Consider the following 18890-nt stretch of genomic DNA (forward strand, 5'->3'; position numbering starts at 1 on the left):
CGCCTGGGGATGGGCGGGTCTGCGCGGGATGCGGCGATGACGGAGCCGCGCCGCCGTATCGTCGTCACGGGACGACAGGGACAAGTCGTCAGCGCGCTTCGCGATCGGGCAGCCGTCAACGCCGATCTCGACATCATCCCCCTCGGTCGCCCCGGGCTGGACCTGTCGGACGTCCACTCGATCGCCCCGTCCCTGACGGCGGCAAGGCCCGACGTCATCGTGTCTGCGGCGGCCTATACATCCATCGAACAGGCGGAGGCCGACGAGGGTCTCGCAATTCTCGTCAACCAGACGTCCGCCGGCATCCTCGGGCAGGTTGCAGCCACGCTCGGTGTCCCGATCATCCATCTCTCGACCGCCTGCGTCTTCGATGGCGCGACCGCCGGCGCCTATGCGGAGGCCGACCCCGTGGGCCCTCTCGGCGTCTATGGCCGATCGAAGCTTGGCGGCGAGCGGGCCATCGCAGATTCGACTGCCGATCATGTGATTCTGCGCACAGCCTGGGTGTTCAGCCCCTTCGGCTCGAACTTCCTGAAGACGATGCTGCGGATCGCCGAGGATCGCGACTGCGTCAATGTCATCGCCGACGAGTTCGGCACGCCCACATCCGCCTTCGACATCGCGGACGCCATCCTCGCGGTCGCGCGGAACCTGATGGCGAGCGACGATCCCGGCCTGCGCGGGACATTTCACCTGAGCGGCAGCGGACGGACGAGCTGGGCCGGTTTCGCCGAGGAGATCTTCCGGGCGTCGCGGGCGCGCGGCGGTCCCTTCGCCGCCGTCAACCCGATCCCCTCGCACACCTATTCGAGCGCCGTCGAGCGACCGGCGAATGCGGAACTCGACTGCCGCAAGCTGAAAGCCGAGCACGGCATCGCCATGCCGGGCTGGCGGCCCGCGACGGAACGGGTGATCGAGCGACTTTTCGACACGATGAAAGAGGCAACGCCGATGAAGGAGAGGCATTCATGAAGGGTATTATTCTGGCAGGTGGCAGCGGGACGCGCCTGCATCCGATGACGCTGGTCACATCCAAGCAACTGATGCCGGTCTACGACAAGCCGATGATCTACTACCCGCTGTCCACGCTCATGCTGGCCGGCATTCGCGACATTCTCATCATCTCCACGCCGCACGACCTCCCGAATTTCCGGCGACTTCTCGGTGACGGCAGCAAGTGGGGACTGAAGCTTACCTATGCCGAGCAGCCGTCTCCCGGCGGCCTCGCGCAGGCCTATATCATCGGCGCGGATTTCGTCGGCTCCAGCCCTTCCTGCCTCATCCTGGGCGACAACATCTTCTACGGTCACGGCATCGCGGAGCTCTTCGCACGCGCCAGAATGCGCAAGACGGGCGCGACCGTGTTCGCCTATTACGTCAACGATCCCGAACGCTACGGCGTGGTCGACTTCGATGTCCGGATGAAGGCGGTTTCCATCGAGGAGAAGCCTCTCGTGCCCCGATCCAACTGGGCCGTGACGGGCCTCTATTTCTACGACAGCAGCGTTGTGGACATCGCCGCGAGCCTCGAACCCTCGCCGCGCGGAGAACTCGAGATCACCGACGTCAATCGCGTCTATCTGGAACGCGGTCAACTGAATGTCGAGCTGATGGGCCGCGGCTATGCCTGGCTCGACACGGGCACGCCCGACAGCCAGCTCGACGCCGGCGAATTCGTCGCCATCCTCGAGCGCCGGCAGGGCTTCAAGATTTCCTGCCCGGAGGAGATCGCCTTTCAGAAGGGCTTCATTTCGAGCGAGCAACTGCTTGAGCTGGCACGCGAACTCGGCAAGGGCGCCTATGGGCAATACCTCATGAAGCAGGCCCTGCAGCCCTCGAACGTCGTGCCGTTTCCCATCGCGCGGTAGGCGTCCCGCAATAATCGACGGAGCCCCTTGTAACGGAAAGATTCAGCGCCACTTGACGGAGAGTGACAGCTCACGGAACGGGCGCTGGCATCGAGGCAAAGGAACCTTGCCCCAACAAAGGAGGACAGCTTGTCTTCCAGCCAGAACGTTCACGCTCCTTTCGATATGGCCTCTCCACGGACCATCCGGTCATCGCGTCCGCGGACACGCGCCGCTGTGGCGTGGCCGCAGTCCGGGAGGGTCTTTCGCGATGTCGCTTAGCTTTCCCAACGTATCCCGCAGCTTTGACGACAGGAACCAGTGCGTTCGCTTCGTCGGGTATGACGGCATGTCGGAAATCCGCTTCTTCGTTGCGCTCGACGCGCTGCAGTCGGAAAAATCGCACCGCAACACCAGCGAGGATGATTACCTCGCATCCTTCGACGAGTTGCGTGGCGCGATCCTGAAGGCCGCCGAGGCCGCCTATACGAAGAAGCGCGGCAACATGATCGGGCTCGGCCTTGAGGACCTCCGATAGGACCCGTCGCACCCGACGATCCGATGTCGAGCCTCAAGCCGATACCACTGAATCCGAAACCGGATGCCGCCGAACGCGCGGCTTTGAAGGATGAGACAATGATTGAATTTCGCCCGAAGACACCTGCCGAAATCAAACGCGACGCCGATAGCGCCCAGCGCGCGGCCGCCGTGAAGGCACCCGCCCCCGCAGTCAAAAAGCGCAACGAAAGCGCAGACGAGACCGTCGAGACACCCTGACGCCCGTCGCCTTTGCCCCGAAATCCCCGTCGTCCCGAGATCCCGCGGGACGACGTTTCCGCGACAGCCAGAACTGGAAGACGCCCATGAACGTTCATTTCGATATCACCGGACACTATGTCCACGAGATACACAGCGTCCTTGCCTCCGTCGGCATCGCCGAGGGGACCGCCTATCACGAGGTGCCCTTCGATCCGGCGACGCGAGCCCGCGGCCAGCACACGTTCGACTTCCGTGACAAACAGACCGCGGACGATGCGACGACCACCTGGCAGCAGCATCTCGAGCGCCGCGCCGCCGTTCATCGCTGAGCGACAGGGCGGCTCCCGGGCGAATGCCAAGGAGCCGCCATTCGGCCTTTAGCGAGGCAGATCAGCCGTGAAGGCTTCGAGAACGTCGATCAGCACGGCCTGCACCGCCTCGGCGGTAAAATCATTCAGCGCGATGATACTATGGCCGACAGCAACGCTCTGTGCAGATGAGCGGCTGTAATGCTGAAACTGGATATGATCGTCCGTCAGGCTGACCGCGCTGCGAATGGAGCGGCCCGAAACCGCGCTCGTGAGTTCCATCTCGACCTTGGATGACGTTCCCGCCGAGGGTTCCGTCAACCGCATCTTCGGCATGTCGGCCATCTGGAGCTTTTGGTTCAGCGCCTCGATCGCGCTTTCGATCTTCGGGCGGAATGTCTGCACCCAATGCGTCTCGACCCACTGCTTCCGCTCGGCTTTGCGCGACTTGATCAGGTCCACCTCTTCCTGCTTTCGCCGGGCGTCCCCTTCGATGCGGCTTCCCATCACCAGAACCTTGTTCAGGCGTTCGTCGATCGGCTTCGTCATGTCTTTTCCAGTGCAGATGTCCGGGTGGGTGCGGTTACAATGCTTGCCGGCGCAAGGCCTTCGCCGGACACTTGTCCATTCGCACGGCTGAAAACAAGCCCTCAGGATGTTTCACAGACGATTATCGGAAGTAATCGTGGTGATAATCCAAATCTATTGCTCATAGTGACTGTTTTACTCGTTATCGTGCAAATAAATTTTGAATATGAACTGGCAATTCCCGATTCATTACAGGATTAATATTTTGATATCGCCATGTCGACCACCGGGTGGCACGACACGCTTCTCTACTGGGAAGAGCAGGACACGGCCCCTGCCCTTAGCGCCGACATCCGCATCCTGCGCAGCTCGCTTGACGCCATGCGGACCGAGATATCCACGGCTGCATCCAAGTTTCTCGGAAAAAATCCGACTGCCCGGGATGGTTTACGTCAGGAGGAAGCACCTGGCACAACCGCGAGAAGCAAGGCGACCACCAGGCCGAGGATCAGGGTGCATTCGACGGTGACGAGCAGCACCCGGCGCACGAGGGACGAGCGTTGCCCGGAAAGCGGCGACAGATCGCGGTCGAACGCGGCATGACTCCGCAAGGGCAGACTCCGATAGGCCGCCTTCCCTTCCCACTCATCGGTTGCGAAGACGGATGTCGGTTTGATCGAAAGCTTCTTGGAAGACATGATGTCCTCCTCAATTTCAGGCCAAGGCATTCAGCCCTTAAGCGGCAGCGCCCGCCAAATTTGCTGCAGAAGACCCGTACTGCGCCTAATCCCGAGCGTTAGCAAGAGCGCTCCGACGGGATTGGCGAGCGGCAAGACCGGCGCAAAGGTCTGGCGGAATGCCGTGGCAGTTGCTACCGAGGCGGAGCGTAAATCTTCGGGGAGGACTGCGGTGGGCGCTCTGATCGACCGGCCCGAACTGATGGCCCGCATCTTGGATGCCGGGACACCGATCGTCATACTGGAAGCACCTGCCGGCATGGGTAAATCCTCCGTTCTGGCCTTGATTGCGCAGCAGACGGGCGGCAACGTGGTTCTTTCGCCCCAGCCGCCCGTTCATCCCGCGAGCGGCACGGCAGCGGATACCGTGCCCGACCTGTGGGATATACCGCCCTACACGACGCCCCGCCCCATCCCCGAGGCCTGCGTCTCCGGCACGCGCAGGCTGATCATCGCGAAGCGTCCGGACACGGTTCTTCCGGGACAGGCACGGGCCCTTGCTTACGCACAGGCGATGCTGATCGGCAGCAACGACCTGATGATGGCGCAGAGAGAGCTTGCAAGGCTGTTCGGGACCGCGTGCGACGATGTGGCCGCCAGGAGCGGGGGATGGCCGCTCGCCGTGTTCAATGCCGGCCTCTTCGAAGGCCCTCCGGATATTCTGCGTGCTTTTCTCGATGCCGAGGTGCTGGCGACGATGCCCGACGAGGAGCTCGTCGTCCTGCGGCTGATGCTGTTGGAGACGCCCAAGCGGGCGGGGGTCGCGATACCGCACCCCGCCTTCTCCGCGTCTGGCGTCTCCGCTTCATCCCCTGCGCCGCCCGTGGCGCCGTTCCTGATGCGCCCCGACGCCGCGGGTCGGCCAACACTGGCCGTGGCAGGCGTCCGCCAGGTCCTGCGCGAGGCGATCGACGATGCGATGGAGCGGCGACTGCGCAAAGCCGGGAGCGCCAGAGCCATCGCCGAAGCCTACCGGGCGAGAGGTCTCGTGGTCGAGGCAATCTGCGCCTTCCAGAAAGCCGGCCTCTTCGACAATGCGCTGCGCATCTTTCAGGATGCCGGCGGCCCCTTCTTTCTCTACTATTTTGGGCCAAAGGCTTTCGACACCGTCCTTGCCGGGTTTCCGCTGACCTTTTCGATCCAGACAGAGGTCCTCGTTCTCGCCAAAGCGCTGCAATCGCTCAAGCTCGGCGATATCGCGCGCGCCCGCCGCCTGCTCATCGACCGTTTCGGCGACATTGCCAACGACTACACGCAGGTGTTTTCCAGCCGCTCGGTCTTCTCGCGTCCGTTCCGGGCGTTCCGGCTCGTGATGTTGCTTTACGAGGACTACTTCTTCTCCGAGGAACTGCTGGAGCGGGCCTATGCGCTGATTGCGGAGTTTCCGACGGATGACCATCTGTCGCGCGGCAGCTTCTACAACTCAGTGCTCGAATTCTACATTCGCAATCGACAGTTTGCTGCGGCCGAAGAGGTGGCGCAGCGGGCCATGTTTCATTATCGCGCCGCCCGCGCACCACTCCTTGCCTTCTACATCAGCCTTCACCAGACGCTGATCCGGCTGATGATGGGCGATGCGCTGGCCGCGCGCCGCCACGCGACGCAATCGGCCGCGTTCATTGCGGAGCTGCCGTTCGAAAGTCCCAACGATGTGCGGCTTCAGGTGCTGATGGATGCGTGCGTCGAATACGAAGGCGGACGCGCCGAGCCGCTGGCACGGTTCCTCAATCTCGAGATCGACGGCTTTGCCCATGGCGAGATCTGGCCCAGTCTCCTCGAATTCGCGCTTCACTACGGCAGCCAGGCTCTGGGCGAGCACTTCTCCACCATGGCGGCCCGAAGCTTTCTTGATCGCTGGCGCGTCTACCAGACGTCGAACGGGCAGTTTCAGGCGATGATCTCGATCCGCGAGGCCGCCGTCCTTCAAAACGCGAACCGCTGGCAGGAAGCGGCCGACACGCTGGCGGCGATGGAAGGCCGGGTCGATCGCGCCTTCGTTCTGGCGGGCGGCGAACTCTTGGCACGCGTACAGGAGCGCGACGAACTGGCGCTGGCGCTCATCTGGCTGCGCCAAATCGTCTACGAGGCGCCGCAGCGGCCCGGCCTCGACGGGCTCGTGACCACCATCATCGGCAACATGAATCTCACGGATCGCCAGCGGATGAGCGCCGAGATCTGGCTCGCCTATGTCGCCAAGCGTCAGCGCAATGCGACGCAGGCACGCGCCGTGCTGCAGAAGACCTTCGGCGACTGTGCCAGGCTCGGCACCATCGCGCCGCTCGCCGAGGAGCGCGTCTTCCTGCAGGAACTGATTGACAACCAGCGCATCGGCGGCTTCCTGTCCACCGTCACCGGGAACCGACAAATTCTTCGCAAGCTGCGGGATTCCGGCCGCCTCGACACCCCGTCGACGCGGATGGGCAACACGCTGTCGCGGCGCGAAAGCAAGATCCTGTTGATGATCTCCGAGGGCGCCGCAAACAAGGACGTGGCCAACACGCTGGGCCTCAGCGAAGCGACGGTGAAATTTCATCTCGGCAATGTCTACCGGAAACTGGGCTGCCGCAGCCGCCAGGAAGCGATCCTGTCCGCTCGGGCGCTGGGGCTTCTCGGCTAGCCTCGACTGACCCAACCGCACAAAACCTAGACCATTTAAACGAAAACCTAGACGTGACGCCGCTTGAGGTGCTCCGGCTCGCGATGCATCCTCGCGTTCAAGAACGAGATGACGGTCGATGAAATGGCCGCGCCGGGAACCTTCGACAACACGGGAGACACAATGCGTACGCTTTGCACCCTCGCCTCCACCGCCGCCCTTGCCCTGGTTGCCGGCTTTGCCGGATCGGCTGCGGCCAAGACCGTGGTGACCATGAACACCGTCCAGATCTTCGGCACGATCGATCCCGCCAAGATTTCGGACTACACGGACTATATGTCCGCTGTGAACCTCTATGACGGCCTGACCACGGTCGATCCCACCGGCAAGATCATCCCCGAGCTGGCGGAAAGCTGGACCGTGTCGGACGACGCCAAGGAGGTCACCTACAAGATCCGGGCCGACGCTAGGTTCTCGGATGGCACGCCCGTCGAGGCGAAGGATGTGGTCTACTCCTTCGAGCGGCTCTTCCGCATCAACCAGGGCCCGGCCAACCTCTTTACCGACGTCCTGAAGCCCGGCTCGATCGTCGCCATCGATGACAAGACGGTCAAGTTCACGCTGTCGAAGACCTTTGCGCCCTTCCTGACCACCGTTCCCGCCGTCTTCATCGTCAATTCGGACGTGGTCGAGGCCAACAAGGGCAGCGATGACGCGCAGACCTATCTCGGCAGCACGGTTGCCGGCGCCGGCGCCTACAAGCTGGTCGAGTGGGACCGCGGCGCACGGATGACGATCGAGCGTGATCCCAATTACTACAAGGGCTTCGGCAAGGGCGCGATCGACGAGGTGCGCTGGATCATCACCAATGACGAGGCGACGGTGCGGTCGCTCGCGGCCTCCGGCGAACTGACCATGACCAGCCAGTACCAGTCGCCCGAGACCTACAAGGCACTCGCCGATATGGGCCGCTTCACCGTCGTCAGCGAACCTACGACGACCGCCTTCTACCTCAAGCTCAACACCAAGGTGCCCCCAACCGACGACGTGCACATCCGCCGCGCGCTGGCGCTGGCCACCGACTATCAGACCATCCGCGATGTCATTCTCCCCGGTGGCGAGCTGACGACCCCGCTGCCGTCCGGCTTTGCCGAGTTTCACGCCGGTGACGTACCGGCACCGAAGTACGATCTGGAAGCGGCCAAGGCCGAGATCGCCCAGTCGAAATATGCCGGCTCCGAGATCCCGATCACGCTCGGCTATGTCGCGGGCACGAAGTTCGAGGAAGAGATCAGCCTGCTGATGCAGTCGAACCTCGAGCAGCTCGGCTTCAAGGTGACGCAGCAGGCAGACCCCTGGAACCGGATCACGGAGATCGCGACCAAGGTCGAGACGACGCCCGCCGTCAATCAGATCTTCTTCTCGCCGACCTACCCCTCGCCTGACTCCATGTTCTTCACCCAGTATCACTCCAAGGCCGCCGGCACCTGGGCGTCGGTGGAGTGGCTGCAGGATCCGGCGATCGACGCCCTGATCGACGAGGCCCGCTCGACCGCCGACGTCGCGAAGCAGGCCGTGATCTACAAGGATCTGCAGCGCAAGCTGGTCGAGATCCAGCCGGATGTCTTCCTCATGACCCAGACTGTCCAGCACGCGATGGACAAATGCCTGACCGGCTTCAAGGCCGTCCCCATGCAGTCCTTCGACTACGACTTCACGCGCTACAGCTGGACCTGCAACTGATCGCCCTTCAGCGAGACCGGCGCCCGTCCTGATCGAGGATCTGGCATCTCGGTTTCCCCCTGTCCCGGTCCGATACCCTCCCAAGACGGACCGGGACATGGTTTCCGCTGCTCGCCTCACCGCCCTTGTCACTTTAATCCTTCGAAAAGGCTGGACGCTTGGAATTCCTGCTCTTCCTTCTCAGGCGTGTCGCATGGTCGCTGCTGGTCCTTCTCGGGCTCTCGGTGGTGATCTTCGTCATCGCGCGCGCCATGCCGGGCGACCCCGTGCGGCTTGCGCTCGGACCACGAGCCAGCGTCGAGCAGGTCGAGCAGCTGCGCGAGACGCTGGGGTATAACCAGCCGCTCGTTCAGCAATACGGTATCTATGTCGCGGGCCTCGCACGCGGCGATCTCGGGCGGTCGCTGCTGACGGAGCAGCCGGTGGCCAACGATATCCGCCAGACCTTCGCCGCGACCTTCGAGCTCGTGCTTTCGACCATCACCATCGCCTTCGTGCTCGGCGTGCCCCTGGGCGTCGCCGCTGCGCGCTACAAGGACCGATGGCCGGATAATGTGGTGCGGATCATCGCGATCTTTTCCGCCGTGACGCCGAGCTTCTTTCTGGCTTTGCTCCTCCAAATTCTCGCCGGTTACGTTCTGCATATCCTGCCCACCACCGGCCGCCTGCCGCCGGGACTAGCTTTTTCGGCCGACGTCACGGGCCTGATCACCATCGACGCGCTGTTGCACGGCCGGTTGGACGTATTCCTCGAAGCGCTTCGCTATCTGCTGCTGCCGTCGATCGCACTGGCCGCCGCCACGATGGGCCAGATCGCCCGCATCACCCGCTCGTCCATGATCGACGTCTCCAGCCAGGATTATGCGGAGGCCGGTCGCGCCTTCGGCATCCCCGAGCGTGTCAGAGTGTTCAAATACATGCTGCGCCCGAGCTTCGTGCCGCCCCTGACCATTCTCGGCCTCGAGTTCGCCTCGCTGATCGGCAACGCCTTCGTGGTGGAACTGGTCTTCTCCTGGCCCGGAATGGCCGCCTACGGGGTGCGCACCATCCTGCAGAAAGATCTCAACGCCATCATGGGCGTCGTCATCGTCTCCGGCGTATTCTTCGTGCTCGCCAACCTCGTCATTGACGTTCTCACCGGCATCGTCGATCCACGCATCCGCATCCGGGGGCGCCGCTGATGACGCAAGTGCCCATCGCTCCCGAAGAGGCACGCCGCCTCTCGAATGCCTATCAGAACTGGTATCGCTTCTCGCGCAATCCGACGGCCGTGATCGGCGCCGTCATCGTCCTCACCTGCATTTTTGCCGCGCTGCTCGCCCCCTTTATAACGCCCTATCCGGAGCATGTCGGCGCCGTTGTCAATTTCCGGGCCCGCCACCAGCCGCCGTCGCTTGCCTTCTGGTTCGGCACCGACAATGTCGGGCGCGACATCTTCACCCGCACGATCTATGGCATGCGCATCTCGCTGCTGCTTGCCTTCGTCGTGCTCGGCACCGCCGTGCCCATCGGCACGATCCTCGGCCTTCTCGCCGGCTATTTCGGTGGCTGGGTCGAGACCGTCATCATGCGCATAACGGACATCGCGCTGGCGCTTCCCCCGCTCGTCATGGCGCTCGCCGTCGCCGCCGTTCTGTCGCCCGACCTCGTCAATTCCCTGCTTGCCATCGCCGCGCTCTGGTGGACCTGGCACACGCGGCTGATCTACGCGATCACCAAACAGATCCGCACGCAGGAATTCATCGAGGCCGCGGAAACGCTCGGCGCCAGCAAGTTCCACATTCTCTTCCGCGAGATCCTGCCGAACTGCGTGTCCGCCATTGCCGTCAAGACCTCGCTCGATTGCGGCTTCGTCATTCTGGTCGGCGCGTCGCTCTCCTTCCTCGGCCTCGGAATCCAGCCGCCCACGCCCGATCTCGGCACGATGGTGGCGCAGGGCGCGGGCTTCCTGCCGGATTTCTGGTGGGAGTCGGTGCTTCCGGGCCTTGCCATCCTCTTCGTCGCGCTCGGCTTCAACCTGCTTGGCGATGGCTTGCGCGACCTCTTCGACGTGCAGGAGGTCCGATGAGCTTCCCTCTCCTGCGCGTCGAAAACCTCTCGGTCTCCTTCACCACCTATGGCCAGACCGTACCCGTGCTGCACGGCGTCAGTCTCGATGTGCCTGCGCGCTCGCAGGTGGCGCTGGTCGGTGAAAGCGGATCCGGCAAGACGGTCACGATGAAGGCCATCATGGGCCTCCTGCGCCAGCCGCCGGCCCGCATCACCTCCGGCGCGATCTATTATGACGGCGCGGATCTTCTGACCATGCCGGAAAAGGATCGGCTCAAGCTGCGTGGCACGGCGATGTCGATGGTGTTCCAGGACCCGATGAGTTCGCTCAATCCGGTCTTCACCATTGCCGACCAGATGGCGACGATCCTGAAATATGCCGACCGGCGCCTCGGCCGCGCCCGCTCGTCCAGAGACCGGATGCAGAGGGTCTACGATACGCTGGCACAGGTGCGCATGCGAGACCCCGAGCGGGTGGCGCGCGCCTATCCGATCGAGCTTTCCGGCGGCATGCGCCAGCGCGTGCTGATCGCCATGGCGCTGCTGAGCGAGACCGACCTTTTGATCGCCGACGAGCCGGGAACGGCGCTGGACGTGACCACGCAGGCGCAGATCCTGAAACTCTTAAGGGACCTGGTCGAGGCACGGGGCCTCGCACTCCTGATGATCACCCACAATCTGGGCGTGGTGCGCGAGACCTGCAACACCGTCTACGTCATGCAGAAGGGTGTCATCGTCGAGAAGGGCGAGACTGCTGCGATCTTCGAAACTCCGGCGCACGACTACACCCGCAGCCTCATCGATGCCGTTCCGCGCCTCACCGGCGGACGACGCTTCGGAACTGCCGAGGTGCAATCATGAGCGGACCGATGCTGGAGCTGAATAACCTCTGCAAGGCCTTCCCGATCCGCAACGCCTTCGGCCGCAAGACCGGCGCGCTGCAGGCGGTCGACAACGTCTCGATGGCGATTGCACCCGGCGACGTCTATGGCCTTGCCGGCGAGAGCGGATCGGGCAAATCCACGATCGCCCGCATGATCATGGGGCTGGAAACGCCCGACAGCGGCGAGATCCTGATCGACGGGCGCAGCCTTCACGATCGTTCGGACGGCGTGGCGCATGGCCGCCGCGTGCAAATGGTGTTCCAGAACCCCGGCTCCTCGCTCAACCCCCGCCGCACCGTCGGCCAGTCCATCGCGGTCCCGCTGGACGCGCACGGCTTTCCGCGCGGCGAACGCCGCGCCCGTGTCGCGAAGCTGCTCGACATGGTGCAGCTGCCCGCGGCCTTTGCCGAGCGATATCCGCACGAGCTTTCCGGCGGGCAGAAGCAGCGCGTGGCGATCGCCCGGGCGCTGGCCGTCGAGCCGAAGCTGCTGGTGCTGGACGAACCGACCTCCGCGCTCGACGTCTCGGTGCAGGCGAAGGTCATGGACCTGCTTGCCGATCTCGGCCGGCAGATGGGCCTGACCTATCTGTTCATTTCCCACGATCTGAGCCTGATGCGCAATTTTGCACGCGAGGTCAGCATCCTTTATCGCGGCGCCGTCGTGGAACGCGGTACGTCGGACGCCGTCTTCGGGAACCCGACCCACGACTATACGCGTCTCCTGATCGCCTCCGTGCCGGTCATCTCGGCGGAGGAAGCAGCGCTCCGGCCCGTCATCCCGCTGATCGACGGCGAACTCCCCACACCCGAACACCTGATCGCGCTGCGGCAAGCGGCGGATCGGCAGGCATAGCAATGAGGTTTCAAGCCCATGATTAGGATAGGCATCGATGTCGGCGGCACCAATACGGACGCCGTGGTCATGAACGGACCGGAGGTGATCGCCGGCGTCAAATCCGCAACGACCGCCGACGTGATGAGCGGCGTCGTCAATGCGCTGCGCGACGTGCTGGCAGCGTCCGGAATGGAGGCATCCGCCGTCGATTTTGTCATGATCGGCACGACCCATTTCACCAATGCCGTCGTCCAGCGCCGCGACCTCGCGCAGACCGCGGCCGTGCGCCTCGGCCTGCCCGCCACGGCCTCGCTGCCGCCGATGGTCGACTGGCCGGAGGATCTGAAGCAGTCGATCGGCAACCACACCTATCTCGCCCATGGCGGCAACGAGTTCGACGGCCGCGTCATCTCGCCGCTCGACGAGGATGAGCTGAAGGGCATCGCCCGCGATATCGCTTCCAAGGGCATTCGCAGCATCGCGATCACCTCGGTGTTCTCGCCGGTGTCCAGCGACTTCGAACGCCGTGCCGGCGCCATCTTCGAAGCGGAAATCCCCGGCGTGCATATCACGCTCTCGAGTGATATCGGCCGCATCGGGCTTCTGGAGCGCGAAAATGCGGCCATCATGAATGCCTGCCTGCGCGACCTCTCCGCCCATGTCATCGAGGCCTTCCGCAACGCCATCCGCGAGGCCGGCATCACCGGAAAGTTCTTCCTGACACAGAACGACGGCACCCTGATGGATGCAAGCTTCGCCGAGAAATTCCCGGTTCTGACGTTTGCTTCGGGACCGACGAACTCCATGCGCGGCGCGGCGTTTCTCTCCGGTGTCAGCGACGCCATCGTGGTCGATATCGGCGGCACGACTTCGGATGTCGGATCGCTGCACAAGGGCTTTCCCCGTCAGGCAACGATCGCCGTCGAGGTCGGCGGCGTACGCACCAATTTCCGCATGCCCGACGTGTTCTCGATCGGACTCGGCGGCGGGTCGCATGTCGTGGACACGGACAGCGGCATCAAGGTCGGCCCGGTGTCCGTCGGCTACCGGATCAAGACCGAGGCGCTGATCTTCGGTGGGCAAACGCTCACCACCACGGATGTGGCCGTGGCGGCGGGCCGTGCCTCGCTCGGCGATGCCGCCAAGGTCGCCCACCTCACCCCGGATCTCATCGGTCGCGTGCAGACAAAAATCCACGCGATGCTGGAGGACTGCGTCGAGAAATCCCGCCTGTCGCCGGATCCGCTGCCCGTCATCGTGGTCGGTGGCGGCTCCATTCTGGTCGACGGTCCGCTCAGCGGCCTCGAGGTCATCAAGCCCGCACATTTCGGCGTCGCAAACGCCGTCGGTGCCGCGATTGCGCAGGTCTCCGGCGAGATCGACCGCGTCTATGCGCTGGCCGAACTTGGCCGCGACAAGGCGCTCGAAGACGCGAAGCAGCGGGCGGTCGATGCGGCGATTGCCGCCGGTGCCGCCCCCGACAGCATCGAGATCGTCGATGTCGAGGACGTGCCCCTCGCCTACCTGCCGGGCAATGCCACGCGTATCCGCGTCAAGGCCGTGGGAGAGCTCCATGCCGGTTGAAGGCTACCTCCTCAGGGAAGAGGACCTCGTGCCGCTGTCCATGGGCGCCGCCCTGCTCGGTACCGGCGGCGGGGGCAACCCCTATATCGGCATGCTGCGTGCCCGCGAACTGATGCGCAAGGGCGCAGAGGTCCGCGTGCTGCCGCTGGAAGCGCTGGCGGATGATGCTTGGGTGGCGGAGTGCGGCGGCATCGGCGCGCCGGTCGTCGGCGTCGAGAAGATCGAGGAAGGCGGCGAGTGCTACCGTGCGGTGCGCGCCGTCGAAGAAGCGGCAGGCGTCACCGTCTCGGCAATGATCTCGGCCGAAATCGGCGGTGCGAACGCTATCGAGCCGATCATCGCAGCGGCCATGGCCGGGCTTCCCGTCGTCGATGGCGACGGCATGGGCCGGGCCTTCCCGGAGGTGCAGATGACCACCTATATGATCTATGGCGCACCCGCGGCACCGGCGGCCATCGCCGACGACAAGGGCAATGTCGTCGTCTTCCGCCAGATGGTCGACATGTTCTGGCTGGAGCGCTTCGCGCGCGACGCCTCCGTCGCCATGGGGGCCGGCGCCGGCTTCGCGGTCGCCCCGATGCGCGGAGATTTCGTCAAGCAGACCTCCGTGCCCGGAACCGTCACACAGGCGCTGGAGATCGGGCGCACCATTCTGGATGCCCGCTCCAGGCGTCAGAACGTCGTGGAGCGCGTTGTCGAGGCGACGGGCGCAACGCTGTTCTTCACCGGCAAGATCACTGACATCCGCCGCGAACTGGCCGGCGGTTTCGCCAGGGGCGAGGCGCTGCTGGCAGGCATCGGAACCTGGACGGGCTCCGAGGCACGGATCGCGATCCAGAATGAAAACCTCGTCCTCTGGGTGGACGGCGTCGCCGTCGCCATGGTGCCGGACCTCATCATCAATCTGGAACTCGACACCGGCGAGCCCCTGACCACCGAAGTCCTGCGCTACGGCCAGCGCATCGCGGTCATCGGCCTGCCGGTGCACGACCTCATGAAGACGCCACGCGCGCTGGAGATCGTCGGTCCCAAGGCCTTCGGCTATCCGGAACTGACCTTCGAGCCGATGGTCTACAGCAACGCGCAAGGCGGGGAGCGGCGTGCATGAATATCCTGAGAACGATCTATGCCGAAGATCTCGATGACATCGCCATCGGCGGCGCCATTCTCGGCACGGGCGGCGGCGGCGATCCCTATGTGGGCAAGCTGATGGCGAAGGAAGCCATTCGCAAGCACGGCCCGGTCGAGCTGATCGACGTCGGCGAGCTTGCCGACGACGCCCTCGTCGTTCCCGTCTGCATGATGGGCGCACCGACCGTGATGACGGAAAAGCTGCCGCAGGGTGACGAGCTTCTCACCGCCTTTCGCAAGCTGGAACAGCTCCTCGGCCGCAAGATCGATGCCGTGCTGTGCGGCGAAGCGGGCGGCGTCAATTCCACGACGCCCTTTGTGGTGGCCGCCGCCGCGGGCCTGCCGCTGGTCGATGGCGATGGCATGGGACGAGCCTATCCGGAGCTGCAGATGGTGACCTTCACCCTGCACGGCATCTCCGCCACACCCATGGTTCTCTGCGACGACAAGGGCAACGCCCTCGTGCTCGAGACGGTCAGCAATGCCTGGACGGAGCGGCTGGCGCGCGCCGCGACCGTCGAGATGGGCGGATCGGCACTTCTCGCCTTCTACCCGATGAGCGGCGCACAAGCCAAGGCCTGCGTCGTTCGCGGCACGCTGTCGCTCTGCGCCAATCTTGGCCTTGAGCTGCGGGAAAGCCGGCTTTCGAATGGCGATCCGGTGGGCGCGATCGCCGGAAAGCTCGGCGCATCCGTCCTCTTCCATGGCCGCCTGACCGACATCGACCGCCGCACGATCGGCGGCTTTGCCCGGGGGACGGCGCGGTTCGACGGCGTGGAGGACTGGAAGGGGCAGACGTTCCGCCTCGACTTCCAGAACGAGTTTCTGATGGCCGAGCGCAACGGCGAGATTGTCTGCACCACCCCGGATCTCATCACGCTGCTGGAGGCCGAAAGCGGCAATCCGGTCACGGCCGACTCGCTGCGCTACGGCCTGCGCCTCGTCGCCCTCGCCTTTCCCTGCAACCCGCAGTGGAAGACAGACGCCGGCATCGCCCTCGTCGGTCCCCGCTATTTCGGCTATGATACGGATTACATTCCGTGCGACGCACATTGAGCGGATGACAGGGTCATGACCGTACCGTCGGCCGCAACCGGCCGGGTTTCCAAACGGGCTTCAAGGCCATAAGATCGTTCGGCTCGCACCTGTTGCGAGCCGTCGCTCATGCCTGGGAAAAATGCCGAGAGCCGTGCTGCCACCATCGTCGCTTCGCCGGCAAGCCCGTTTTCGACCGCCGTCGATCGCGGGGAAGGTCGCACGCCCCCGGCTTCTCGATCTTCTGTCACTGCCCGGCCAGCGACGGTTGACGGTCCTTCTGGCACCGGCCGGATACGGCAAGACGTCGCTGGCCGCACAATGGTATCACGCGCTTCTGGCGCAGGGCGTAAACGCGGCATGGGTTTCGCTCGGGCCGGATGATGGCGACCAGAGCCGGTTTCTGCTGGCCCTGATCGAGGCGCTGGACCATGCGCTCGACCATCCGGCAAAGCCGGTCGATGCCGGCTCCATGTCCGTCGCCACGCTTCTCTCCGTGCTCGTCACGCGCCTGCAGCGCGTTCCGCCGGAAACGACCCTGTTTCTCGACGATTATCATGCGTCCCAGACCGATGGCACAGAGGCGCTGATCGCGCGGCTGCTGTCGCATGACGATATCGGGCATATCCGGTTCGTGCTCGTGTCCCGCAGCGCGCCGCGGTTTCCCACATCCGCACTGCGCCTTGCCGGGGATGTCCGGCAGATCGGGCTTGCCGAGCTTGGATTTTCCGACGACGAGGCGCAGGCCTTCTTCGGCGGCAGCGATGCCGCGCTGAGCGTCCCGCAGCTGAAGAGCCTCAACCAGCGGGCGGAAGGCTGGCCGGTCGCCCTGCAGATGATGCGGATGCTTCTGGAGGAGACCGGCGCCGACAGTCCGGCGATCCTGTCCGCGTTCAAGGACCGCAGCGGCGATATGGGGCTCTATCTGTCGGAGCAGGTCTTTTCCGGCCTCTCGACTCCGCTTCAGCGGCTGCTCCTCGAAACCTCCTCCCTGCCCGCCATACACCGCGACCTTGTTTCGACGCTGTGCGACGAGACGACCGCCGGCGCTTTCGCGTCCCTACGCGATCAGGCCCTGCCCATCGCGGTGCTCGATGACGAGGGACGCTGGCTCCGCCTGCATCCGGTGCTCACGGCGTTCCTGAAGGAAGAGGCCGCGCGTCTCGGCATCGACAGTGCCGCGATCCTCGCCCGCGCCGCGCGCTGGTTTGCCGGAGAAGGTGATCTGGAGGCCGCCGTCGAGCATGCCTTCGCCGCCCGAGCGCCGGCGCTTGCGGCCGAGATCATCGAGGCGGCCGGAGGCTGGCGGCGGGTCTACACGACCAGCCGCGGCGGTGCCGCCCTGTTCCGCAAGCTGTCGGACGAAGCCGCGCAGATCGATCTTGCGGCCTATCCCCTGACCACGCTCGGTCTGGCCGTCGTCAGCGCCAAGGCGGCGCAGCTCGACGCGGCGGACTATTATCTCGAGATCGCCTCCCGGAGCGCCGACGCCGCGGACGAGGCGCTGTCGAGTGCGCTTCGGGTCGTCCGGGTGCTCGTTTCCCTCTACACCGACCGCTGGGTCAGCAGCGCGGACCTCGGCGAACTCGAGCGCGATCTTGGCCGCGCCTCCGGTCGGGAGCTCGTGCATCGTGCGCTGTCGCTCAACATGCTGTCCTACAATTTCCTGATCCGCACGGATCTCGATCGCGCGTTGCATTACGGCAATCTGGCCATGCAGGCGTTTCGGGATGGCGGTGCGGATTTCGGAGCCCTGCACCTCTACACCCATATCGGCCAGGCATCCTTCTTCCGCGGCGACATGACCTCGGCGGAGGAGGCCTATGACCGGCTGATCGCCGAGGTGGCCGCACATATCGGCCGCGGCAGCGATTTCGATGCGGTCGGCCATGTGCTGAAATGCGAGGTCCTGTCGATGCGGGGCGATATCGCCGAGGCGGGTCAAGCGCTTGCCTGGGCGCTGCCGCATGTCGAACGCCATGATACCTGGCTCGACCCGCTGGCCGCCGGACTGCTGGCGCAGCAGCGCGTTCTCATCCTGTCCGGCGACAGGATCGGTGCGCATGCCGCCATGGACCGGGCGCGGGCGACCGCGGGGCGACGCGGCTTCGACCGTCTCGTCCGCATGATCGACGGGGAGCGCGTCGCACTGCTCATCGCCTCGGGCGACCTTGCGGAGGCCGCGCGCTATGCCGAGGCAACCGGGTTCGGCGAGAAAGCGGCCCGGGCGGACCAGGTGAACGACCTCTCCCTGCGGCTTCGGGGAACGGTGCCCGCGCTTCTCTGGGTGCGGATGCATCTGGCAGAGGGGCGGCTGGAGGTCGCGCGCGATCTCCTCTCAAGGCTGGAGACGAGCCAGGCCCGCAAGCCGCATGTTGTCCGGCAGATCGAGCTGCGTCTCCTCGGCATCCGGCTGGCCATGGCCGCCGGCGATACCGCGATGGCCGCCAGCCGGCTGTCGGATCTCGTGCTCGGCCTGCCCGTGACGGACTATCGCGCCGTCCTCCTGTCTGAGGGACCCGCTTTCATGGACGGGATCCTCGCGCTTGCCCACGCGGCACCCGTGCCGCAGGTCGTGCTGCAGCGCCTGTTGCAGACGGCCGGCTCGCCGTCCGCGATCGTCCCGAAGACAGGTGGCCTGACGGAGCGCGAGCAGGCGGTGATGCAGCTTCTGAGCGAAGGCCTCGGGAACAAGGATATTGGCCGGCGACTATCCCTCAGCGACAATACGGTCAAGTTTCACCTGCGAAACATCTACGCCAAGTTCGGCGTGACGACCCGCACGGCGGCAGCGGCAGCCGCGCGGACGGCCGGCCTGCTGCCCTGACACTCAGGGCTTCCCACCCGTTCGG

The 18890-nt window shown here is 64.7% G+C and carries 17 protein-coding genes; 15 read left to right on the forward strand and 2 right to left on the reverse strand.

Annotation, left to right across the window (positions count from 1 at the left end; all coding sequences use genetic code 11):
* Positions 1 to 36: 36 nt before the first annotated feature.
* From rfbD to LRX75_RS02510, 5 genes are all read left to right on the forward strand, one after another.
* Positions 37 to 972 (forward strand): dTDP-4-dehydrorhamnose reductase, encoded by a 936-nt coding sequence (gene rfbD / locus LRX75_RS02490; RefSeq protein WP_231811616.1) that lies wholly within the window; start codon positions 37 to 39, stop codon positions 970 to 972.
* Positions 969 to 1868, forward strand: a complete 900-nt coding sequence (gene rfbA / locus LRX75_RS02495; protein ID WP_231811617.1) for a glucose-1-phosphate thymidylyltransferase RfbA — start codon at positions 969 to 971, stop codon at positions 1866 to 1868. Before rfbD ends, rfbA begins: the two co-directional genes overlap by 4 nt.
* Positions 1869 to 2118: 250 nt before the next feature.
* Positions 2119 to 2385 (forward strand): DUF1488 family protein, encoded by a 267-nt coding sequence (locus tag LRX75_RS02500; protein WP_231811618.1) that lies wholly within the window; start codon positions 2119 to 2121, stop codon positions 2383 to 2385.
* Positions 2386 to 2408: 23 nt separating this feature from the next.
* Positions 2409 to 2624: a hypothetical protein gene (locus tag LRX75_RS02505; RefSeq protein ID WP_231811619.1), complete on the forward strand. Its 216-nt coding sequence runs from the start codon at positions 2409 to 2411 to the stop codon at positions 2622 to 2624.
* Between the two features lie 86 nt (positions 2625 to 2710).
* On the forward strand, positions 2711 to 2935 hold the full coding sequence (locus LRX75_RS02510) for a hypothetical protein (protein ID WP_231811620.1): 225 nt from the start codon (positions 2711 to 2713) through the stop codon (positions 2933 to 2935).
* Positions 2936 to 2983: 48 nt separating this feature from the next.
* On the opposite strand, the gene LRX75_RS02515 is transcribed toward LRX75_RS02510, so the two are convergent.
* Positions 2984 to 3463: a hypothetical protein gene (locus LRX75_RS02515; RefSeq protein ID WP_231811621.1), complete on the reverse strand. Its 480-nt coding sequence runs from the start codon at positions 3461 to 3463 to the stop codon at positions 2984 to 2986.
* A gap of 431 nt (positions 3464 to 3894) precedes the next feature.
* Positions 3895 to 4140 carry a hypothetical protein gene (locus LRX75_RS02520; RefSeq protein WP_231811622.1) on the reverse strand — a complete coding sequence of 82 codons (246 nt, stop codon included), beginning with the start codon at positions 4138 to 4140 and terminating at the stop codon, positions 3895 to 3897.
* Between the two features lie 211 nt (positions 4141 to 4351).
* On the opposite strand from LRX75_RS02520, the gene LRX75_RS02525 reads away from it, so the two are divergent.
* From LRX75_RS02525 to LRX75_RS02570, 10 genes are all read left to right on the forward strand, one after another.
* Positions 4352 to 6796 carry a helix-turn-helix transcriptional regulator gene (locus LRX75_RS02525; RefSeq protein WP_231811623.1) on the forward strand — a complete coding sequence of 815 codons (2445 nt, stop codon included), beginning with the start codon at positions 4352 to 4354 and terminating at the stop codon, positions 6794 to 6796.
* 162 nt (positions 6797 to 6958) lie between these two features.
* Complete coding sequence (locus LRX75_RS02530) at positions 6959 to 8518, forward strand: ABC transporter substrate-binding protein (protein WP_231811624.1); 1560 nt, start codon at positions 6959 to 6961, stop codon at positions 8516 to 8518.
* A 158-nt stretch (positions 8519 to 8676) separates the two neighbouring features.
* A complete protein-coding gene (locus LRX75_RS02535) occupies positions 8677 to 9699 on the forward strand; it encodes an ABC transporter permease (protein WP_231811625.1) in 1023 nt (340 codons plus the stop codon).
* On the forward strand, positions 9699 to 10586 hold the full coding sequence (locus LRX75_RS02540) for an ABC transporter permease (RefSeq protein WP_231811626.1): 888 nt from the start codon (positions 9699 to 9701) through the stop codon (positions 10584 to 10586). The genes LRX75_RS02535 and LRX75_RS02540 overlap by 1 nt, the downstream gene beginning before the upstream one ends.
* Positions 10583 to 11428, forward strand: coding sequence for an ABC transporter ATP-binding protein (locus LRX75_RS02545; RefSeq protein ID WP_231811627.1), 846 nt, complete (start codon positions 10583 to 10585; stop codon positions 11426 to 11428). The genes LRX75_RS02540 and LRX75_RS02545 overlap by 4 nt, the downstream gene beginning before the upstream one ends.
* On the forward strand, positions 11425 to 12306 hold the full coding sequence (locus LRX75_RS02550) for an ATP-binding cassette domain-containing protein (protein WP_231811628.1): 882 nt from the start codon (positions 11425 to 11427) through the stop codon (positions 12304 to 12306). Before LRX75_RS02545 ends, LRX75_RS02550 begins: the two co-directional genes overlap by 4 nt.
* 18 nt (positions 12307 to 12324) lie before the next feature.
* Complete coding sequence (locus LRX75_RS02555; RefSeq protein WP_231811629.1) at positions 12325 to 13872, forward strand: hydantoinase/oxoprolinase family protein; 1548 nt, start codon at positions 12325 to 12327, stop codon at positions 13870 to 13872.
* Positions 13862 to 14980 (forward strand): DUF917 domain-containing protein, encoded by a 1119-nt coding sequence (locus LRX75_RS02560; RefSeq protein ID WP_231811630.1) that lies wholly within the window; start codon positions 13862 to 13864, stop codon positions 14978 to 14980. Before LRX75_RS02555 ends, LRX75_RS02560 begins: the two co-directional genes overlap by 11 nt.
* Entirely contained in the window at positions 14977 to 16059 is a 1083-nt protein-coding gene (locus LRX75_RS02565) for a DUF917 domain-containing protein (protein WP_231811631.1), read from the forward strand. The genes LRX75_RS02560 and LRX75_RS02565 overlap by 4 nt, the downstream gene beginning before the upstream one ends.
* A 247-nt stretch (positions 16060 to 16306) precedes the next feature.
* Positions 16307 to 18865: a LuxR C-terminal-related transcriptional regulator gene (locus tag LRX75_RS02570; protein WP_231811632.1), complete on the forward strand. Its 2559-nt coding sequence runs from the start codon at positions 16307 to 16309 to the stop codon at positions 18863 to 18865.
* Positions 18866 to 18890 lie beyond the last annotated feature (25 nt).

The organism is Rhizobium quercicola (assembly GCF_021168455.1).
Classification (GTDB): Bacteria; Pseudomonadota; Alphaproteobacteria; order Rhizobiales; family Rhizobiaceae; genus Ferranicluibacter; species Ferranicluibacter quercicola.

What these genes read in the sequence shown, in the direction of transcription:
- rfbD (WP_231811616.1), top strand. Translation starts at nt 37, where the DNA reads ATGACGGAGCCGCGCCGCCGTATCGTCGTCACGGGACGACAGGGACAA.
- rfbA (WP_231811617.1), top strand. Translation starts at nt 969, where the DNA reads ATGAAGGGTATTATTCTGGCAGGTGGCAGCGGGACGCGCCTGCATCCG.
- LRX75_RS02500 (WP_231811618.1), top strand. Translation starts at nt 2,119, where the DNA reads ATGTCGCTTAGCTTTCCCAACGTATCCCGCAGCTTTGACGACAGGAAC.
- LRX75_RS02505 (WP_231811619.1), top strand. Translation starts at nt 2,409, where the DNA reads ATGTCGAGCCTCAAGCCGATACCACTGAATCCGAAACCGGATGCCGCC.
- LRX75_RS02510 (WP_231811620.1), top strand. Translation starts at nt 2,711, where the DNA reads ATGAACGTTCATTTCGATATCACCGGACACTATGTCCACGAGATACAC.
- LRX75_RS02515 (WP_231811621.1), bottom strand. Translation starts at nt 3,463, where the DNA reads ATGACGAAGCCGATCGACGAACGCCTGAACAAGGTTCTGGTGATGGGA.
- LRX75_RS02520 (WP_231811622.1), bottom strand. Translation starts at nt 4,140, where the DNA reads ATGTCTTCCAAGAAGCTTTCGATCAAACCGACATCCGTCTTCGCAACC.
- LRX75_RS02530 (WP_231811624.1), top strand. Translation starts at nt 6,959, where the DNA reads ATGCGTACGCTTTGCACCCTCGCCTCCACCGCCGCCCTTGCCCTGGTT.
- LRX75_RS02540 (WP_231811626.1), top strand. Translation starts at nt 9,699, where the DNA reads ATGACGCAAGTGCCCATCGCTCCCGAAGAGGCACGCCGCCTCTCGAAT.
- LRX75_RS02545 (WP_231811627.1), top strand. Translation starts at nt 10,583, where the DNA reads ATGAGCTTCCCTCTCCTGCGCGTCGAAAACCTCTCGGTCTCCTTCACC.
- LRX75_RS02550 (WP_231811628.1), top strand. Translation starts at nt 11,425, where the DNA reads ATGAGCGGACCGATGCTGGAGCTGAATAACCTCTGCAAGGCCTTCCCG.
- LRX75_RS02555 (WP_231811629.1), top strand. Translation starts at nt 12,325, where the DNA reads ATGATTAGGATAGGCATCGATGTCGGCGGCACCAATACGGACGCCGTG.
- LRX75_RS02560 (WP_231811630.1), top strand. Translation starts at nt 13,862, where the DNA reads ATGCCGGTTGAAGGCTACCTCCTCAGGGAAGAGGACCTCGTGCCGCTG.
- LRX75_RS02565 (WP_231811631.1), top strand. Translation starts at nt 14,977, where the DNA reads ATGAATATCCTGAGAACGATCTATGCCGAAGATCTCGATGACATCGCC.